13 protein-coding genes are annotated in these 17844 nt (G+C 72.7%); 4 read left to right on the top strand and 9 right to left on the bottom strand.

Features of this window, described 5'->3' with window-relative positions; genetic code table 11:
• Positions 1–1970, bottom strand: a 1970-nt coding sequence (locus tag TR49_RS33880; RefSeq protein ID WP_063770242.1) for a branched-chain amino acid ABC transporter permease, incomplete at its 3' end; no start/stop codon positions are given.
• Positions 1971–2522, bottom strand: coding sequence for a hypothetical protein (locus TR49_RS33875; RefSeq protein WP_042388709.1), 552 nt, complete (start codon positions 2520–2522; stop codon positions 1971–1973). It abuts the gene before it with no gap.
• A 169-nt stretch (positions 2523–2691) separates the two neighbouring features.
• Here TR49_RS33875 and TR49_RS33870 point away from each other — a divergent pair, with 169 nt between their 5' ends.
• A complete protein-coding gene (locus tag TR49_RS33870) occupies positions 2692–3267 on the top strand; it encodes an MTB12 C-terminal domain-containing protein (protein WP_052434884.1) in 576 nt (191 codons plus the stop codon).
• 47 nt (positions 3268–3314) lie between these two features.
• Positions 3315–4667, top strand: coding sequence for an ABC transporter substrate-binding protein (locus TR49_RS33865; protein ID WP_042388707.1), 1353 nt, complete (start codon positions 3315–3317; stop codon positions 4665–4667).
• 53 nt (positions 4668–4720) lie between these two features.
• Here the strand turns inward: TR49_RS33865 and TR49_RS33860 are convergent, their stop codons facing one another.
• The 3 genes from TR49_RS33860 to TR49_RS33850 all read right to left on the bottom strand — a co-directional run bounded on the left by TR49_RS33860 (position 4721) and on the right by TR49_RS33850 (position 9209).
• Positions 4721–6721 carry a hypothetical protein gene (locus TR49_RS33860; RefSeq protein ID WP_152627593.1) on the bottom strand — a complete coding sequence of 667 codons (2001 nt, stop codon included), beginning with the start codon at positions 6719–6721 and terminating at the stop codon, positions 4721–4723.
• A 139-nt stretch (positions 6722–6860) separates the two neighbouring features.
• Positions 6861–7697 carry an alpha/beta fold hydrolase gene (locus TR49_RS33855; RefSeq protein WP_042388704.1) on the bottom strand — a complete coding sequence of 279 codons (837 nt, stop codon included), beginning with the start codon at positions 7695–7697 and terminating at the stop codon, positions 6861–6863.
• Between the two features lie 159 nt (positions 7698–7856).
• Positions 7857–9209, bottom strand: coding sequence for a putative hexosyltransferase (locus TR49_RS33850; RefSeq protein ID WP_052434882.1), 1353 nt, complete (start codon positions 9207–9209; stop codon positions 7857–7859).
• A 468-nt stretch (positions 9210–9677) separates the two neighbouring features.
• On the opposite strand from TR49_RS33850, the gene TR49_RS33845 reads away from it, so the two are divergent.
• Positions 9678–10913 carry a glycosyltransferase family protein gene (locus tag TR49_RS33845; protein WP_052434881.1) on the top strand — a complete coding sequence of 412 codons (1236 nt, stop codon included), beginning with the start codon at positions 9678–9680 and terminating at the stop codon, positions 10911–10913.
• A 40-nt stretch (positions 10914–10953) separates the two neighbouring features.
• On the opposite strand, the gene TR49_RS33840 is transcribed toward TR49_RS33845, so the two are convergent.
• The 4 genes from TR49_RS33840 to paaK form a co-directional block, all read right to left on the bottom strand.
• Positions 10954–13161 carry a 3-hydroxyacyl-CoA dehydrogenase NAD-binding domain-containing protein gene (locus tag TR49_RS33840; RefSeq protein ID WP_042388701.1) on the bottom strand — a complete coding sequence of 736 codons (2208 nt, stop codon included), beginning with the start codon at positions 13159–13161 and terminating at the stop codon, positions 10954–10956.
• A 79-nt stretch (positions 13162–13240) separates the two neighbouring features.
• Complete coding sequence (locus TR49_RS33835) at positions 13241–14455, bottom strand: acetyl-CoA C-acetyltransferase (RefSeq protein WP_042388698.1); 1215 nt, start codon at positions 14453–14455, stop codon at positions 13241–13243.
• Positions 14456–14652: 197 nt separating this feature from the next.
• Positions 14653–15792 carry a CaiB/BaiF CoA transferase family protein gene (locus tag TR49_RS33830; RefSeq protein ID WP_439654149.1) on the bottom strand — a complete coding sequence of 380 codons (1140 nt, stop codon included), beginning with the start codon at positions 15790–15792 and terminating at the stop codon, positions 14653–14655.
• A 181-nt stretch (positions 15793–15973) separates the two neighbouring features.
• Positions 15974–17287 (bottom strand): phenylacetate--CoA ligase PaaK, encoded by a 1314-nt coding sequence (paaK, locus tag TR49_RS33825; RefSeq protein ID WP_042388695.1) that lies wholly within the window; start codon positions 17285–17287, stop codon positions 15974–15976.
• Positions 17288–17477: 190 nt separating this feature from the next.
• Here paaK and TR49_RS33820 point away from each other — a divergent pair, with 190 nt between their 5' ends.
• Positions 17478–17663: a hypothetical protein gene (locus TR49_RS33820; protein ID WP_042388693.1), complete on the top strand. Its 186-nt coding sequence runs from the start codon at positions 17478–17480 to the stop codon at positions 17661–17663.
• Positions 17664–17844: the final 181 nt, after the last annotated feature.

Genomic DNA, 17844 nt, shown 5'->3' with positions numbered 1-17844 from the left:
CCCGCCAGCCGCGGCAGTACCGGCAGCGCCGCCTCCGCCGCGGGCGCGGCGGTCGGCGACGGCACGGGCAGTCGGGCCGCGAGTCGCCGTCCCAGCGGCGTCAGCCGCACCTCGCCCGGCCCGGGCAGGGCCGTCGTCGAGCCCGCCCACCTGGTCGGGCGCCGGGCCAGCCCGGCGAGGCCGCCCGGCGGCATCCGCCCGAGCAGCAGCGCCAGCGCGCCGATCACCACCGTCGACAGCCCTGCGACCGTGCCCGAGTCCAGGCCGACCAGCAGCGCCGCCGCCAGCACCGCGCCGACCGCGCTGTCCGCGCCGAAGACGACCACCGCCGCGAACCAGATCAGCCCGAGCACCGGGTCGAAGGCGTTCGGGTCGAAGGCCTGCCCGCCCAGGCCCAGCAGTCCGCCGCCGAGCGCGGCCAGCGCCGCGCCGACCACGAAGGCCAGCAGCTTCAGCCGCGGCACGTCCACCCCGGCCGCCGCCGCGCCCGCCTCGTGGTCGCGCATCGCACCGAGCGCCCGTCCGATCCGGCCGCGCCGCAGCGCCCGCACCAGCAGCAGGGCGGCGGCCAGCAGGGCCAGCTCCAGCCCGTAGAAGAAGCGGTCCTGGCCGAGCAGACCGGTGCGGTCCAGCACCACTCCGGTCGTCGCCGCGGGCTGCTGGAAGACCAGGCGGCTGATCGCGGTGCCGACCGCGAACGTCGTCAGCGCGAGCGCCAGTCCGCGCCGCCGGATCGCGGGCCAGCCGACCAGCAGTCCGAGCGGTGCCGCGATCAGCACCGCGACCAGCAGCGCCACCGGCGCCGGGAACGCGGGCAGCCCGAGGAACCGGCCGCCGCCCGCGAGCAGGCCGGTGAACAGCGCGCCGAGCCCGGCGTATCCGGCCTGCCCCAGCGAGACCTGGCCGCCGTAGCCGGTCACCACCACGATCGACAGCAGCACCAGCGCCAGCGCCGGGACCTGAAGGGCCGCCCGCAGGTCGTCCGGACGGAACGCGAACGGCAGGAGCAACAGCGCCGCGCAGCCGATCCGGGTGGCGAAGGCCCGGGGCGACGCCTCGGCCGCCGCCATGATCGGCGGACCCGTCAGCACCGCCTGGTAGGCCCGCCGCTCCGCGCCCGCGAACCGCAGCGGCAGCACCAGCACGGCCACCAGCAGCGCCAGCGCGAACAGGTTCGCCCCGACGGCCTGGAGCAACGGCTGCGCCCAGCCGCCGGGGTGGAACTGCGTCAGCTCGCTCTGCAGCACGCCCAGCGCCAGGGCAGACGCGACCGCGAGCCCGATGCTGCGCAGCCCGGCGATCACCGCGACCGCCATCGTCTCCATCACCAGCAGCGGCAGCCCGTACGGGTCGAGCCGCAGCCCCGGTGCCAGCACCGCGCCGGTCAGCCCCGCCGTGAACGCGCCGAAGGCCCAGCCGACGGAGGAGACCCGGTCCGCGTCCACTCCGGACAGTTCCGCCAGCCGCCGGTTGTCGACCACCGCCCGGACCTGCGTCCCGAACGGCGTCCAGCGTCCGACGACGGTGACGGCCGCGCCCAGCACGGCCACCACCGCCAGCACCGCCCACGGCGAGGACGGCAGCAGGGACGGCGCGTCACCGAGCGGCGTCGGCCCCCACAACAGAAACGCCACCCCGACCAGCAGCACGAACACGCCGAGCGAGGCGACCAGCGTCTCGACCGGGCCCGCGCCGCGCCGCTGCAGCCGCCGGAACACCGTCGCGTCCAGCACCCAGCCGATCGCGGGCGCGAAGACCAGCAGGCACGCCGGGACCGCGACCGCGCGCGGCCAGCCCCAGACCACGATCGTCTGCCGCACCGCGTAGGCGGTGATCATCGCGATCGCGCCCTGGGCGAGGTTCAGCACGCCGGTGGCCCGGTAGCAGACCACCAGTCCGATCCCCGACAGCGCCGCCGCGGCTCCGACGGTCAGTCCGGCCTGGGCCAGATCGAGCGGCAGCGAGGACATTCAGGCCCCCGGGGCGGGAGGCGCGTCCGGCCCGGATTCCGGTTGCCCGGTGCGTTCCGTGGGTGTGCACAGCGGGCACGGTCGCAGCCCGCGCTCCTGCGCGCCCGCCGGGGTGACCGGCAGCGCGTCGCCGCGTCCCTCGACCAGCAGGCAGGTGGTCCGGTGGTAGGTGCGCCCGTTCGGCAGGAAGCAGAACCGGCCGGCGGTCGCGGCGTCCTGCTCCCCGCCCGCGCCCGCGGGGGCGGCACCGGTTCGTCCGGCCTCCTCGACCAGCAGCTCGTACAGCAGCCGCAGCTGCCGCCGGGTCTCCTCGTCCCCCGCCACGCGCTCCCGTTCGGCCTCCTCGTCCGGGCGCGCGAACAGCACCGCCCCGGCCACGATCAACGCCGCGCCGGGGATCGTCGCCGAGGCCAGGTACGGCAGCTGCCGCTCGGCGTAGCGCTCGCCGGAGACGCCGTACCAGCCCAGCACGCACAGCAGCGCCCCGGCCGCCACGGCGGCCGGGCCCAGCCGGCCGCGCAGGCCCCGTCCCCCGAACGGCGGCAGCTTCATGGCGTCCTCTCCCGATCACGGTCCCGGCGGGCGAATGGTCACGTTCCTTCATCAATACCCGCCCGGGAGGGTTCCTGACGATCCCCTCGGCGCTAGCTTGGTGAGGCGGATCTGATGGTAAGTCAGATTTCCGACGACAGTGCAGTTCACGACAGGGCGGTGACCGATCATGCAACGTGCATCCCTGGTCCTGCGGGCCGCGGCCGGCTCGGCCGTGCTGCTGCTCGCCGCGGCCTGCAGCAGCACCAGCACCACCTCGCCCAACGAGACACCGAGCGGCGGAGCATCCCCGACGACCCCCGCGACGTCCAGCAGCGCCCCGGCCGCCCAGGCCGCCGCCTGCGGGAACGCCACCGCGCCCACAGTCACGGGCAGCGGTCCCGGCGACACCGCCGGTGCGGCGAGCAAGATCGCAGCGGACTACTCCCAGTTCTTCGACCCCTCGACCGCCGTCAGCGCCAAGATGGGCCTGCTCCAGAACGCGGACAAGCTCGCCCCGGCCATGCAGGCCTTCGCGGGCGACCCGCAGGCCGCGCAGACCACCGTCGCCGTCACCGGCGTGGACTTCACCAGCGCCACCTCCGCCGACGTCACCTACAACGTCTGCCTCTCCGGCGCCGTGGCGCTGAACGGCAGCAAGGGCAAGTCGGTCCTCGACGGCGGCGTGTGGAAGGTCGGCGACACCACCCTGTGCGGCCTGCTCCAGCTCAAGGCCGGCAGCTCGCCCGTACCCGGGTGCTCCTGACGGACGCTGCTCCTGACAGGCTGCCCCGACACTGAAAAGATGAGTCCGTGAGGCCTCTTCGGCACCGCGCCCCGCGCGCGAGGACGGCCAGGTCCGTCCTCGCGCTGCTGACGTGCGCGAGCCTGCTGGCGCTCACGGCCGGCTGCGGCAGCCGACTGCCGTTGAAGGACTTCGGGAACCAGCCCACGAGCGGAGCCGGAGCCGCGCAGCCGCCGATCCCGGTCGGCATCGTCACCTCCGTCTCCAGCCCGATCGGCGGCGACACCTTCACCGGCCCGCTCTACGGCGCCCAGGCGTTCTTCCGCGCCCTGAACGCCTCCGGCGGCATCAACGGGCGCCAGGTCAAGGTCTTCACCTGCGACGACGGCGGCTCCGGCATCGGCAACCAGTCCTGTGTGCACCAGCTGATCGACTCCGACCACGTCGTCGCGCTCGTCGCGGGCAGCTCGCTCGACTACGCGGGCGCCGCCTACGTCAGCGCCAAGGCGGTGCCCGACATCGGCGGCATCACCATCGGCACCCAGTACGACCAGTACCCGCACCTGTACCAGATCTACGGCAGCGACGAGCCGCGCAACGGCGGCTCGGTCGGCTGGAACGGCGTGCTCTACCAGACCACCGAGGTCTACCGGTACTTCAAGACCAAGCTGGGCCTGACCCGGGCCGTCGTCGTCGCCTACAACCAGGCCGACTCGGCCCGTTACGCGGCCCAGCTCGCCCAGGGCCTCAAGGCCGAGGGCTACGACGTGCTGAGCGAGACGGTCGACTTCGCGCTGCCCAACTTCGGATCCGTCGCCGCCGGGATGAAGGCCGACCACGCGCAGTTGCTGCTCGACGCCATGGACACCCGGGGCAACACCGGCCTGTGCCAGGCCCTGGCCGCCGCCGGGGTCACCGTCGCCGCCAAGGTCACCAACGAGCAGAACTGGTCCGAGCAGGTCCGCTCCGACTACGCGCAGACGCCCGGCTGCCGTAACGCGCTCTGGGTCACCGCCGACGCGCGCAACTACGAGGACACGCAGTACCCGGCGGTGGCCGCGTTCCGGGCGGCGATGCAGAAGTACTACCCGGACCGTCAGGCCCAGCTGTCCGAGTGGGAGCTGCTCGGCTGGGCCGGGGCCCAGTGGTTCACCGACGCCGCCTCGTCCTGCGGCAGCGGGGTGACCAGCTCCTGCGTGGACGCCTTCATGCGGCGGACCCAGCCCTACACCGCCCACGACCTGCTGATCCCGGCCTCCTTCGTGCCGATGGCGAACCCGCCCAAGGGTCTTCAGCACGCCTGCCTGAACGTGGCCCACTGGCAGGACTCCGCCCAGGGCGGCAAGGGCGGCTGGGTCACCGAGACGCCCGACATGAACGCCAACTGCTTCGAGGTCCCCGCGCTGCCCTACCGCCCGTGAACCTTGACCGCCCGTGAACCTCGACCGCCCGTGAAACCACCGCCCGTGAAGCTCTACCGCCCCTGTGTCCCGATCGGCGCCTGCACACCCTCGATGCCCGGGCGCGGGACCGGCTCCCCGTTGGAGCCGCGCGGGAAGCCGCGGCCGGAGTCGAGGATCTTCCGGATCGCGGCGGGCAGCGTCGACGGGTCCGGGCCGACGCCGATCAGCTGCGTGGAGAGCGTCATCGGCTGCGAACTGACGGCGCGCAGCAGGATCCGGCCCCTGACCCCGGGGGTGCCCACCCCGCCCCATGGCGCGGTCAGCACGTACACGGCACTGCTGTGCGGCAGCAGCGTCCCGGGGCCGGACAGCACCTTCCAGTAGTCCGAGATGGTCGCGCCGGTGCTGGTGGCGAAGTGCGGACTGACGGGGGCGTCGCTGGTGTTGCTGACCGTCACCCGGACCCGCGTCAGCAGGTCCACCAGTGCCAGCTGCCCCTGGCCCGCCGTCCCGCTCATCGCGGTCACGCTCATCTTCAGCGGGGGCGGCGTCAGCATCGCCCCCGCGATGGCCAGCACGGCCGGTGTCAGCAGCAGCGGCACCACGGCGGTGCGCACGCTGCGCCGGGCCAGCGCGCCGAGGCGCGGATGCCAGGCGCGGTCGAAGTCGGCTGCGGAGACCGTGGCCGCGGCCATCACCCACAGCGGTACGGTCAGGTCGAAGTAGTCCTGCTGGGAGCGGGTCGACAGGTAGAAGACCAGCCACGGCATGACCGTGACGGCCGGACCGAGCCGCCGCGGGAAGAGCACCAGCAGCACCATCATCGCCAGGCCCAGCAGCTGTCCCGCGACGCTGTACAGGTGCAGGTCGCCGGAGCCGGGGGTGAAGAACGACGAGATGCCGACCAGCCCCTGCCCGGCCGGGATGGCCTGCTGCGTGAGCGGCGTGAGCACCCCCTCTAGCCAGGCGTGCGGGCTCTGCATGACGAACGGCAGGTTGATCACCACGAAGACGCCCGCGCTGATCGCCGCGTAGCGCAGCACCACGGCCGCGGCCTGACGAGCCGACAGCTCGCCGCGCCGGATCATGAACATTCCGACCAGCAGGAACGGCGCCAGGAACCAGGACAGCTGGTGCAGGCAGCAGGCGATGCCGAGGCAGGCGGCCTGCGTCACGCCGATCCAGCCGAGCCGCCCGCCGCGCCCGGTCCGGTGCCAGTAGGCGACCGTCACCAGCAGGAACGGCAGCTCCATGCAGCCCGGGTAGCCCATCTGCGCGTAGTTGGGCAGCCATCCGAAGCCGAAGCAGACGATCACCGCGACCGGCCGCCAGGCGACCGGCAGCAGCAGGAACATCACCACGGAGGCCAGCAGCAGCATCGCCGTGGCGGCGAGACCGGCGGGCGGGTGGCTCAGGTGCAGCCCCATCGGGAGGGCCGTGAACACCGGCCCGAGCGGCGGGTAGTCGAGGCCCGTCGCCGCGCCGCCGTTCATCAGCGGGGTGGTGCCGACGTGGAACAGGCCGAAGATCTGCGGCCACTGGGTTCCGTAGATGTGCCCGCCGTGCAGCAGCGTCTTCGCCGCCATGTGGATGAGCGAGCCCTCGTCGGTGCCGTAGTAGACATGGCTGGACGGCACTCCGGGGACCGGCGGCTTGGCCGCGGTGACCACGTAGAACCGGTTCAGGCACTGCAGCGCGGCGACCGTCAGCATGGACAGGTCCACCAGCGTCATGGTCCGCCGGGTGCGAACGCTCAGCGCCAGCACCGCGATCACCAGGATCGCGCCGAAGTACAGGATCACCGCGAGCGCGTGGATCTGCTGGTTGACGATCGTGCGGTTCCAGATGTCCCGCGCCCCGATCAGCATCGAGGCGCAGGCCAGGACCGTCAGCATCCGGTTGACCTGGGCGGGCGGCAGCCGCAGCAGTTCGGGCGCGCTGTGGCCGGACAGCAGCCAGTGGACCGCCCGGCGGGTTCGGTCGCGGGGCGGTCTCGGCCCCAGGAGCGGCGGGCCTTCGTCGGGCTCGTCGTCTTCGGGGGCTGCGGGGTTGCGTGACATCACAGGTGGCACGCCCGCATGGTGACATGCAGTCAGGTTCCGGGGCCCGCAACCTCACTCGATCGAGCGAGGACACGATCGGGTGAGGCGGCAGGTGGCCGTGTCCGGGGCGCCCGTCGCAGGGCCGGACGGGGGACGGGGCGCAGGCCGGTCAGACGTCCTTGCTGCCGTCGAGCAGGATCCGCGCCACGAGCTGCGGATCGTCGTTCATCGGCACGTGTCCGCAACCGGGCAGCGGCACCACCCGCGCCCCGGGCATCCGCAGCCGGGCGCGATCGGCCTGGCGCGGCAGCAGCAGCCGGTCCTTGGTGCCCCAGCCGATGGTCACCGGCACCTCGGCGACGTCCTCGGTGACGTTCACGTTCAGTCCCGCGCGAAGCGTCGGGGCGAAGCCCGCGGCGTCGCGCAGCGCCCGGGTCTCGGCGACCGCCTCGGCCGCGCCACGCAGTCCGGGCCGGGCGTAGATGCTGCCGACCAGCACGCCGCGGGTGGCCGGCCGTTCGGCGAGGCGGCGCACCGCGGGGGCGGGCAGGGTCTTCGCGCCGAGGCGCATGTAGAGCAGCAGGCCGAAGGCGTAGGCCTGCTCGGGACGGTTCCAGAACCCGGCGGGGGAGAGCGCGGTCACCGAGCGGGCGAGCCCGCGCCGTCCCATCTCCAGGGCGAGCAGGCCGCCGAGGGAGTTGCCGGCGACGTGCGGCCGCTCGATCCCGAGCGCGGTGCACAGCCCACCGAGGCCCGGCACCACGGAGGCGAGGTCGTACGCCGAGCCTTCGGGCAGCGGCGCGGAGGCGCCGAAGCCGGGCAGGTCGACGGCGAAGACCTCGTGCTCCTCGGCCAGCGCGTCCAGCACCGGCGCCCAGGCCTGCCAGTGGTGGCCGATGCCGTGCAGGAGCAGCAGCGGGGTGCCGCTGCCGCGCCGCTCGTAGTGCACCGTGACGGTCCGCGGACCCTGGGGTGTGTCGTGCTGGTACGAGACATCGGCGGGCATGCGGCACTCCCTGGGCGCGAGCGGCTCTGGCACGTCTTACTAGACCTGGCGTCAGTAAGAATTACCGGACAGTAGCTTCGCCGACAAGAGGCCGGTCGCGATCCGTGTGCGGATCTCCCGGATCGCGGGCCGGACCGTGGGCCGGCCCACGGGGCCGGATCAGGGCGCCATGGGGGAGTACAGCAGCATGTACGCGCCGTACAGGCCGGAGCAGACCGTGCCCGCGACCAGCGCGGCGATCAGCGTCGCCCGGGTGCGCACCCGGACCAGGCCCGCCGCGATCGGGATCAGCAGTGGGAAGGCAGGGAGCAGGAACCGCGCGCGGGAGCCGAAGTACGCCGTGTCGCCGAAGGCGATCGCCATGATCACCATCGTGAACACCACGAAGGACAGCGGCTGGCGCTGCGCGACCGTGGTGAAGAACAGCACCGCGGCGGCGATGAGGATGCCCGCCACCACCGGGTAGTACAGGCCCACCCCCTGGGCCGTGGTGAACAGGTGCTTGAAGTCGTGCGCCGTCGACTTGCCGAAGTCGAACTTGGAGTGCCAGAGCGCCTGGATCCTGAAGTAGGCGTCCCAGGTGTGCAGTCGCAGGCCCGTCCAGGCCACGAAGCCGACCCAGCCGAGCGGCGCGACGACGATCGCGACCAGAGGGCGCCACAGCTCCGGCTCCCGCTCGGGCGTCACCGCGCGGACGTCCGCGCCGTCGAACCACGGCAGCGCGTCCAGGCGCGTCAGTCGGCCCGGCAGCGTCCACGGCGTGCCGCGCTCGCGCAGGCGCACCCACAGCTCCATCGCGCCCGCCAGCATCACCGCCGCGGCCACGGCCACGCCGGTCGGCCGGGTCAGGCCCGCCAGCACCGAGAGCACGCCGGCCGCCAGCCAGCGCCGGGTCACCACCGCGTACAGGGTCCAGGCCGCCATCATCGTGAAGGCCGACTCGCTGTATCCGGCCGTCTCCACCGCCGCGACCGGGGCGATGCCCCAGAGCACCACGGCGACCGTCGCCACCTTGTCGCCGTAGCGGGCGTTGACCGCGGCGAAGATGCCCCAGGCCGCGCCCATCGCGCACAGACTGGCCGTCAGCAGGCTGGCGGCGCCCCACGGGAGGAAGAACAGCACCGCGTGGACGGTGCGGATCATCCACGGGAAGACCGGGAAGAAGGCCAGGTTGGTGGTCTGGATCGGCACGCCCGGCAGCCACGGCCGGATCGCGTGGTCGTAGCCGTGCATCGCCACGTCCAGGTACCAGGCGGCGTCCCAGTGGACCGCGAGCCGGTGCAGCGCGTAGCCCGGGGTGCCCGGGCTGAGCAGCATGATCAACGACATGCCCGCGGCGCGGACCACCAGGAAGAGCAGCAGCGCCGGCTCGACGGCACGCCAGGCTCCGAACAGGGCCGCGCGTCCCCCCGGGGGTATCAGGCTGGTCGGAAATCGACGGACCGGCGCCGTCGGCTCGGGGTTCTCCCCTGGGGGTTCCTCGTGCACGGGCGCGCTGGTCGGAGCGGTCACGGTTTCCTCGGAGACTCGGTGGATCGACATCGAAATCGCTGGTGGACGGCGGGCCGGCGCACCATGGTCGGCCGCGGCCGGACATGCCAGTGTGGCACTCCACTATGTACGGATAATGTGTACAGCTCGGAAAATCGAGGTGAGATGACGGTCGGAACGCCTCCATGCCGTGCACACGACACTCCGCATACGCGCTCCGGCCGGTGCCGACGCCGCACGTCGAGGGCACTTTGGTCCGATTTCCGCCGCAAGGGGCCCGCAGCTGCGGGCCCGCCCGGCCGACGCCCGGCCCGGGGCCGAGATCGTCTTCTTATGCGGTTTCTCACCGGACTGTTGCCGGTCCGCTGATCGGGCAGCCTCCGGCGCGTATCCCCGCGTCCGCCCGCCGCAGGCGCACAGGCTGCCCATAGGATCGGTCCGCACCACAGGGTGGCACGACAGGTCGACGGGAACGGGAGGGGCGGACGGATGGCGGGGGGCCACACGACCGCGGAACAGTCCACCGCGGTCAGCAGCCGCGCATCGTCCTCCGCCGTCTCCAGACTGGTCCGGATGCGCCGCGGCCTGCGCCGGGCGCTGCCCGCCCTCGCGGCCTACGCCGCCGTGCGCGCCCTCGGCGTCCTGTGCGTCGTCGCCTGGGGGCTCGGCCACCACATCGCGCCCGTCACCCGCCTCGGCACCCTCTGGGACGCCGGCTGGTACGCCCGCATCGCCGACCACGGCTACTCCCGCTCCGACGGCCTGATCGGCGCCCACAACATCCCGTTCTCGCCGCGCGCCTTCTTCCCGCTCTACCCCTGGCTCGGCCACCTGACCTCCGAGGTCACCGGCCTGCGCACAGCCGGCGGACTCGTCCTGGTCACCTGGGCGGCCTCGCTCCTCGCGGCCTGGGGGATCTTCGCCATCGCCGACCGGCTCTGGGGCTCGCGCGTCGGCCGCTACGCCGTCGTGCTCTGGGGCGTGCTGCCGCTCGCCGCCGTCGAGAGCTACGGCTACTCCGAGTCCCTGTTCACCGCCCTGAGCGCCTGGAGCCTCTACGCGCTGGTGCGCCGACGCTGGCTGACGGCCGGTCTGTTCTGCGTGGCCGCCGGGCTCACCCGCCCCAGCGCCACCGCGCTCATCGCCGCCGTCGTCGTCACGGCCGCGCTCGAGCTGCGCCGCGCGCGGGCCTGGCGTTGGCGCCCCGTGGCGGGCGCCCTGCTCGCGCCGCTCGGCTGGCTCGGCTACCTCGCCTACACCGCCTGGGCGGTGGGCTCCCCGGCCGCCTACTTCCACATCCAGGCCGCCTGGGACACCGGCGTCGACTTCGGCTGGTCCATGCTGCGCTGGTACGCCGACGAGGCCACCCGTCTCTTCGCCTTCGGCCACCCCTCCCAGCGTCACGCTCTCGGATGCCTGCCGATAGCCGTCACCGGCCTCGCCTGCCTCGGGCTGCTCGTCTCCGCGCTGCGGCAAGGCGGCGCGCGACGGCAGCCCGTCCCGCTGCTGGTCTACGGCGGCGGACTGTTCCTCGTCGACTTCGTCAACGCCTCGCCGGCCCCGCCGATCGCCCGCTTCCTGCTGCCCGCGTTCACCTTGCTCTACCCGGCGGCCCAGTGGCTCGCCGCGCGGCCGCAACTCGCCCGTCCGCTGCTGGTCGCCGGTGCGGTCGGCTCCGCCTGCTACGGCATCGCCCTCACCTTCCACGGCGGCGCGCCCTCCTGACGTTGACGCGCCGCCGTGCAAGGAACCGGGGGAACCGCCGTCAGTCGGCGAACACCTCGCCGCGCTCGGCCTTCTCCACCAGCAGCGCCGGCGGCTCGAACCGCGGTCCGTAGGCGGCCGCCAGCTCGCGGGCGCGGGCGACGAAGCCCGGCAGGCCGCCCTCGTAGCCGTTGACGTACTGCAGCACGCCGCCGGTCCAGCCCGGGAAGCCGATGCCGAGGATGGAGCCGATGTTCGCGTCCGCGACGGAGGTCAGCACGCCCTCCTCCAGGCAGCGCACGCTGTCCAGGGCCTCCGCGAACAGCATCCGCTCCTTCATGTCCGTGAACGGGACCGCGCTGCCCTCGCCGGTGCTGCCCTCGCCGGCGGAGAAGTGCTCCCGCAGCCCCGGCCACAGACCGGCGCGCTTGCCGTCCACGTAGTCGTAGAAGCCGGCGCCGCCGCTGCGCCCCGGGCGGTCGAACTCGTCGAGCATCCGGTCCAGCACCGCGTCGGCCGGGTGTGGCGCCCAGGTGCCGCCCGCCGCCTCGACGGCCTTGCGGGACTCGTTGCGGATCTTGCGCGGCAGCGTCAGCGTCAGCTCGTCCATCAGCGACAGCACCTTGGCCGGGTAGCCCGCCTGCGCGGCCGCCTGCTCGACCGAGGCCGGGTCGACGCCCTCGCCGACCATCGCCACACCCTCGTTGATGAACTGCCCGATCACCCGCGAGGTGAAGAAGCCGCGGGAGTCGTTCACCACGATCGGCGTCTTGTTGATCTGCCGCACCAGGTCGAACGCGCGGGCCAGCGCCTCGTCCCCGGTCCGCTCGCCCTTGATGATCTCGACCAGCGGCATCTTGTCGACGGGCGAGAAGAAGTGCAGCCCGATGAAGTCCTCCTGCCGCTTCACGCCCTCGGCGAGGATCGTGATGGGGAGGGTCGAGGTGTTCGAGCAGAGCAGCGCGTCCGGCGCCACCACGTCCTGGATCTCGGCGAAGACCTGGTGCTTCAGTTCGGTGTTCTCGAAGACCGCCTCGATCACGGCGTCGCAGCCCGCCAGGTCGGCGACGTCCGCGGTCGGGGTGATCAGCGAGAGCAGCGCGTCGCGCTTGGCCTCGGTGGTCCGGCCGCGCGAGAGGGCCTTGTCCAGCAGCCCGGCCGAGTACGCCTTGCCGCGCTCGGCGGCCTCGACGGTCATGTCCTTCAGCACCACCTGGATCCCGGCCTTGGCACAGGAGTAGGCGATGCCCGCGCCCATCATGCCCGCGCCCAGCACGGCCACCTTCGCCACCTTGCGGGCGGGGACGGACGCGGGGCGGTTGGCGCCGGAGTTGACGGCCTGCAGGTCGAAGAAGAACGCCTGGATCATGTTCTTCGAGATCTGACCCGTCGCCAGCTCGGTGAAGTAGCGTCCCTCGATCGCGAAGGCGGTGTCGACGTCGACCTGCGCCGACTCGACGGCCGTCGCCAGGATGTTGCGCGGCGCCGGGTAGGGCGCACCCTGGAGCTGCTTCTGCAGGTTCGCCGGGAAGGCCGGAAGGTTCGCCGCGAACGCCGGGTGGCTCGGCGTGCCGCCGGGGATCTTGTAGCCCTTGACGTCCCAGGGCTGCTGCGCCGTCTCGTTCGCGTCGACGAACGCGCGCGCCTTGACCAGCAGCTCGTCCCGGTCGGCCGCCAGCTCGTGCACCAGTCCGGCCTCGAGGGCCTGCGCGGGGCGGTGCTGCGTGCCCTGCAGCAGCACCTTCAGCAGCGCGTCGGTGATGCCCAGCAGGCGCACCGTGCGTACCACGCCGCCGCCGCCCGGCAGCAGACCCAGCGTCACCTCCGGCAGCCCGAGCTTCACCGACGGGTCGTCCAGCGCCACCCGTTGGTGGCAGGCCAGCGCGATCTCCAGCCCGCCGCCGAGCGCCGCGCCGTTGATCGCCGCGACGACCGGCACCCCGAGTGTCTCCAGCGCCCGCAGGTCCCGCTTGAGGGCCATCGAGCCCTCGAAGAACTCCTGCGCGTTCTCCGGACGCACCTGGCTGAGCAGGCGCAGGTCGCCGCCCGCGAAGAAGGTCTTCTTCGCCGACGTGACGATCACGCCGCGCAGCCCGCCCGCGTCGCGCAAGGCCGTCAGCCGCCCCACGGTCGCGGCGAGGTCGGCGCGGAACGCCTCGGTCATGGTGTTGACGGACTGGGTCGGGTCGTCCAGGACGAGGGTGACGACGCCGTCGCCGTCCTGCTCCCAGCGGATGGTGGTGCCGGTGTTGGTCTGCTCGGTGGTCATGTCTGCTTCTCCAGCGGGCGTGCGGTCGCGTGGGCGGTCGGGGTGGGGGCGGGCGTCACAGCCGGGTTCGCAGCCGGGTTCACAGCCGCTCGATGATCGTGGCGATGCCCATGCCGCCGCCCACGCACAGCGTGATCAGGCCGCGGCGCAGGTCGCGGCGCTCCAGCTCGTCCAGGACCGTGCCGAGCAGCATCGCGCCCGTCGCGCCCAGCGGGTGGCCGAGCGCGATCGCCCCGCCGTTGACGTTCACCTGCGCGTGGTCGAAGCCCAGCTCCCGGATGAAGCGCAGCGCGACCGCCGCGAAGGCCTCGTTGATCTCGACCAGGTCGATGTCCTGTGCCGTCAGCCCCGCCTTGGCCAGCGCCTTGCGCGTGGCCGGCGCCGGACCGGTCAGCATGATCGTCGGGTCCGAACCGGACACCGCCGCCGAGACGATCCGCGCGCGCGGCGTCATCCCGTAGCGCTCGCCGACCTCCTGGCTGCCGATCGCGACCAGCGAGGCGCCGTCGACGATGCCGGAGGAGTTGCCCGCGTGGTGGACGTGGTCGATCTTCTCCACCCAGTGGTACTTCTGCAGTGCGACCGCGTCGAAGCCGCCGAGCTCGCCGATCGTCGCGAACGACGGCTTGAGCCCGGCCAGCGACTCGACCGTCGTCCCGGGACGGACGAACTCGTCCCGGTCCAGCACGACCAGCCCGTTGCGGTCGCGCACGGGCACGACCGAGCGCTCGAAACGCCCCTCCTTGATCGCCTCGACCGCGCGCGCCTGCGACTCCGCCGCGAAGGCGTCCACGTCGGTGCGCGACAGGCCCTCGACGGTGGCGATCAGGTCCGCGCCGATCCCCTGTGGCACGAAGCCGGTCTCGAAGCTGGTCATCGGGTCCATCGCCCAGGCGCCGCCGTCGCTGCCCATCTTCACGCGCGACATCGACTCCACGCCGCCCGCGAGGATCAGGTCCTCCCAGCCCGAGCGGACCTTGGCCGCCGCGAGGTTGACCGCCTCCAGACCGGACGCGCAGAACCGGTTCTCCTGGACGCCGGCCACGGTGTCCGGCAGCCCCGCCGCGATCGCGGCGACCTTGGCGATGTCCGAGCCCTGGTCCCCGATCGGGCTCACCACGCCCAGCACGATGTCGTCGATCGCCGCCGGGTCGAGGTCGGGGAAGCGGCGCCGGATCTCGTGGATCAGTCCCACGACCAGGTCGATCGGCTTGGTGCCGTGCAGCGAGCCGCTGGCCTTGCCCCGACCGCGCGGGGTGCGGATCGCGTCGTAGACGAATGCTTCGGTGGTCACGCTGACTGCCTACTTTCTGGCGCTTCTGGTGGTTCCGGCGGGAGCGGGAGGAGCGGCTCGTGCTGCTGGGTGAGTTGAGCGGGCGGAGGGGCTTGTGGTTCGAGTGGCCGGTTGAGTGGACGGAGGGGCTTGTGGTTCGAGTGGCCGGTTGAGTGGACGGAGGGGCTTGTGGTTCGAGTGGCTGGACGGGACGGGGGTCAGGATCCGGCGGTGAGGGACGGCACGTCCCAGTCCACCGCCACGGCGGCCCGGTGGGCATCCGGGAGCGCGGGCGGGCGCGGCGCCGGGTTCGGGGTCGCCGAGAAGCGCGGCGCGGGGCCGGGCTGGAGCAGCCCGTCGTGGCTCCCGTAACTCGCGCGGGCGCGCAGGTGCGGGTGGCCTGCGGCCTCGTGCAGCGTCAGCACGGGCGCCACGCAGGCGTCCGTACCCTCGAACACGGCGGTCCACTCCGCCTGGGTCCGGGTCGCGAACCGCTCGGTGATCAGCGCGCGCAGTTCGTCCCAGCGGCCCAGGTCACGCTGCCCCGGCGCGTCCGGTGGCAGGTCCAGCAGCTTGACGAACTCGGCGAAGAACTGCGGTTCCAGCGCCCCCACGGCCATGTGGCGGCCGTCGGAGGTCCCGTAGACGGCGTAGAAGGGCGCGCCGCCGTCGATGATGTTGACGCCCCTGCGGTCGTGCCACCGCCCGCCCGCCATGAACCCCCACAGCACGGACGTGAGGTGCGCCGCGCCGTCCACGATCGCCGCGTCCACGACCTGCCCGGTTCCGGACGCGCGGGCGTGGTGCAGGGCCGCCAGCAGCCCGACGACCAGGTAGAGCGAGCCGCCCGCGTAGTCGCCGAGCAGGTTGACGGGGATGGCCGGCGGCCCGTCCTTCGGGCCGACGAGGCCCAGCACTCCGGCGGTCGCGATGTAGCCGATGTCGTGTCCGGCCGACTGGGCGAGCGGCCCCTCCTGCCCCCAGCCGGTCATCCGTCCGTAGACGAGCGCCGGGTTCCTGGCCAGGCAGTGGGCGGGACCGATGCCGAGCCGCTCGGCGACCCCCGGCCGGAAGCCCTCGATCAGCAGGTCCGCGCGAGCGGCCAGGTCCAGCGCGCGGGACACGCCCTCCGGGGTCTTCAGGTCAAGGACGACGCTGCGCTTGCCCCGGTTGGTCACGTCCAGCGCCGGGTCCCCGCTGAGCGCCGACCCGCCCGGCCGGTCCACCCGCACCACGTCCGCGCCGAGGTCGGCCAGCAGCATCGCGGCGAACGGCCCCGGTCCGAGACCCGCGATCTCCAGCACCCGCACCCCGGCGAGCGGGCCGGCGGCCGTGGTCGCGTCGTTCGGCATCGGCATCGGGCCTCCACGTCGGCGTGGCGAAGGACGGGTGTGACACGGATGCTGTCACAGTCCCGATGCTATGGAGTTGACTCGTCAGTAACAAGGGGGTCCGTCGAGATGTTCGCTGGGTTCGCCCTGGTCGCCCTGTTCGGTTTCATCGCTTTCCCGGGCCGGCCGTGGCCGGGTCGGCGTCCGCTCACTTCTCGCGCAGGTCCACCACCCGGCGGATTTTGCCGACCGACCGCTCCAGCGTCTCCGGTTCCACGACCGTCACCTCGACGCTGATCCCGACGCCGTCCTTCACCCCGCGCGTGATCTCCGCCGCCGCCCGCTCCCGCTCGTCGGCGGTGGCGCCCGGCCGGGCCTCGACCTGGACCGCCATCCGGTCCAGCCGCCCGCTGCGCGTCAGCCGCAGCTGGAAGTGCGGCGCGACGCCGGGCGTCCGCAGCACGATCTCCTCGATCTGGGTGGGGAAGACGTTCACCCCGCGCAGGATGATCATGTCGTCCGAGCGACCGGTGATCTTCTCCATCCGCCGGAACGTCGGGCGCGCCGTCCCCGGCAGCAGCCGGGTCAGGTCCCGGGTCCGGTAGCGGATCACCGGCATCGCCTGCTTCGTGAGCGAGGTGAAGACCAGCTCCCCGCCCTCGCCCGGAGCCATCAGCTCGTCCGTCACCGGGTCCACGACCTCCGGGTAGAAGTGGTCCTCCCAGATGTGCAGACCGTCCTTGGTCTCCACGCACTCCTGCGCGACGCCCGGCCCGATCACCTCCGAGAGTCCGTAGATGTCCACCGCGTGGATGTCCAGGCGCTCCTCGATCTCGCGCCGCATCGCCTCCGTCCACGGCTCGGCGCCGAAGATACCGATCCGCAGGGAGGTCCCGCGCGGGTCGATCCCCTGCCGCTCGAACTCGTCCAGAAGCGTCAGCATGTACGACGGGGTGACCATGATGATCTCGGGCTTGAAGTCCTGGATGATCTGCACCTGCCGCGCGGTCATCCCGCCGGACGCCGGGATCACCGTGCAGCCCGCCCGTTCCGCCCCGTAGTGCGCCCCCAGCCCGCCCGTGAAGAGCCCGTAGCCGTACGACACGTGCACCTTGTACCCGGGCCGCCCGCCGGCCGCGCGGATCGAGCGGGCCACGACGTCCGCCCACATGTCGAGGTCGCCCTCGGTGTACCCGACCACGGTCGGCCGCCCCGTCGTCCCGCTGGACGCGTGGATCCGCCGCACCTGGTCCATCGGGACGGCGAACATCCCGAACGGGTAGCACTCGCGCAGATCGGCCTTGGTGGTGAACGGGAAGCGCTCCAGATCGGCCAGAGTCCGGCAGTCCTCGGGCCGCACGCCGGCGGCGTCGAACTTGCGCCGGTAGAGCTCGACGTTCTCGTAGGCGTGCCGGAGGGTCCACTGCAGCTGGCTGAGCTGGTGCGCGCGCAGCTCTTCGAGCGTGAGGCGCTCGCCCTTGTCGAGGAGATCGGCCGAGGGGGTAGGGATGGGGACGGGCACCGTCGGCCTCCTGCGTTTGCGCTTGCCAACCGAATGTTCGGTCGATCGTCCATCGGGCCAGTGGCGGTGTCAAGGAGGGTGGGCTGGGCACGATCAAGAGAAACAGGAGGGTGGGCGTGCGATTGAAGAAACGTTCAACCCCTGCGATGGTGACTGGGGGGCTTCCGGGAGAGAGTTCGAGGAGGTCGCGGTGGACCAGAACGACCAGCCGCTGCTCAAGCGGGTCGCCGACGCGCGCGCCGCGCTCGCCGAGGCCGTCTCAGCGCAGAATCCGGTCGGCCTCTCCCGGGCTCTGGACGAGCTGGAGGAGGCCCTGCGCCAGGCCCGCGAGGGTGGCATCGAGGTCCCGCCGGAGTCCGGGGACATGGTCGGCTGAGGACGCTCCCCGTGTGCGCCGATGGGCGGCCAGGTCGATTCGAACGGAATGACTAACTCGTTCGTGCAAGAAAGATGGCCCAGGTGGGCCATGGTGGACGGGTGTATCGGGGTGTCAAACTTGTTCTATGGACGCCTCGATGTTCGGGGGCGGGTGTGAGGGGGGAGAGGCGTCCATGGGC

Origin of the sequence: Streptacidiphilus melanogenes (assembly GCF_000787835.1) — a bacterium.
Classification (GTDB): Bacteria; Actinomycetota; Actinomycetes; order Streptomycetales; family Streptomycetaceae; genus Streptacidiphilus; species Streptacidiphilus melanogenes.
Note: the sequence above shows the minus strand (reverse complement) of the source record. Positions and strands in the feature narration are given on the sequence as shown.

Coding starts and splice junctions, on each gene's coding strand:
- TR49_RS33855 (WP_042388704.1), bottom strand. CDS start 7,697: ATGCCCGCCGATGTCTCGTACCAGCACGACACACCCCAGGGTCCGCGG.
- TR49_RS33840 (WP_042388701.1), bottom strand. CDS start 13,161: ATGACCACCGAGCAGACCAACACCGGCACCACCATCCGCTGGGAGCAG.
- TR49_RS33870 (WP_052434884.1), top strand. CDS start 2,692: ATGCAACGTGCATCCCTGGTCCTGCGGGCCGCGGCCGGCTCGGCCGTG.
- TR49_RS33830 (WP_439654149.1), bottom strand. CDS start 15,792: ATGCCGATGCCGAACGACGCGACCACGGCCGCCGGCCCGCTCGCCGGG.
- TR49_RS33845 (WP_052434881.1), top strand. CDS start 9,678: ATGGCGGGGGGCCACACGACCGCGGAACAGTCCACCGCGGTCAGCAGC.
- TR49_RS33875 (WP_042388709.1), bottom strand. CDS start 2,522: ATGAAGCTGCCGCCGTTCGGGGGACGGGGCCTGCGCGGCCGGCTGGGC.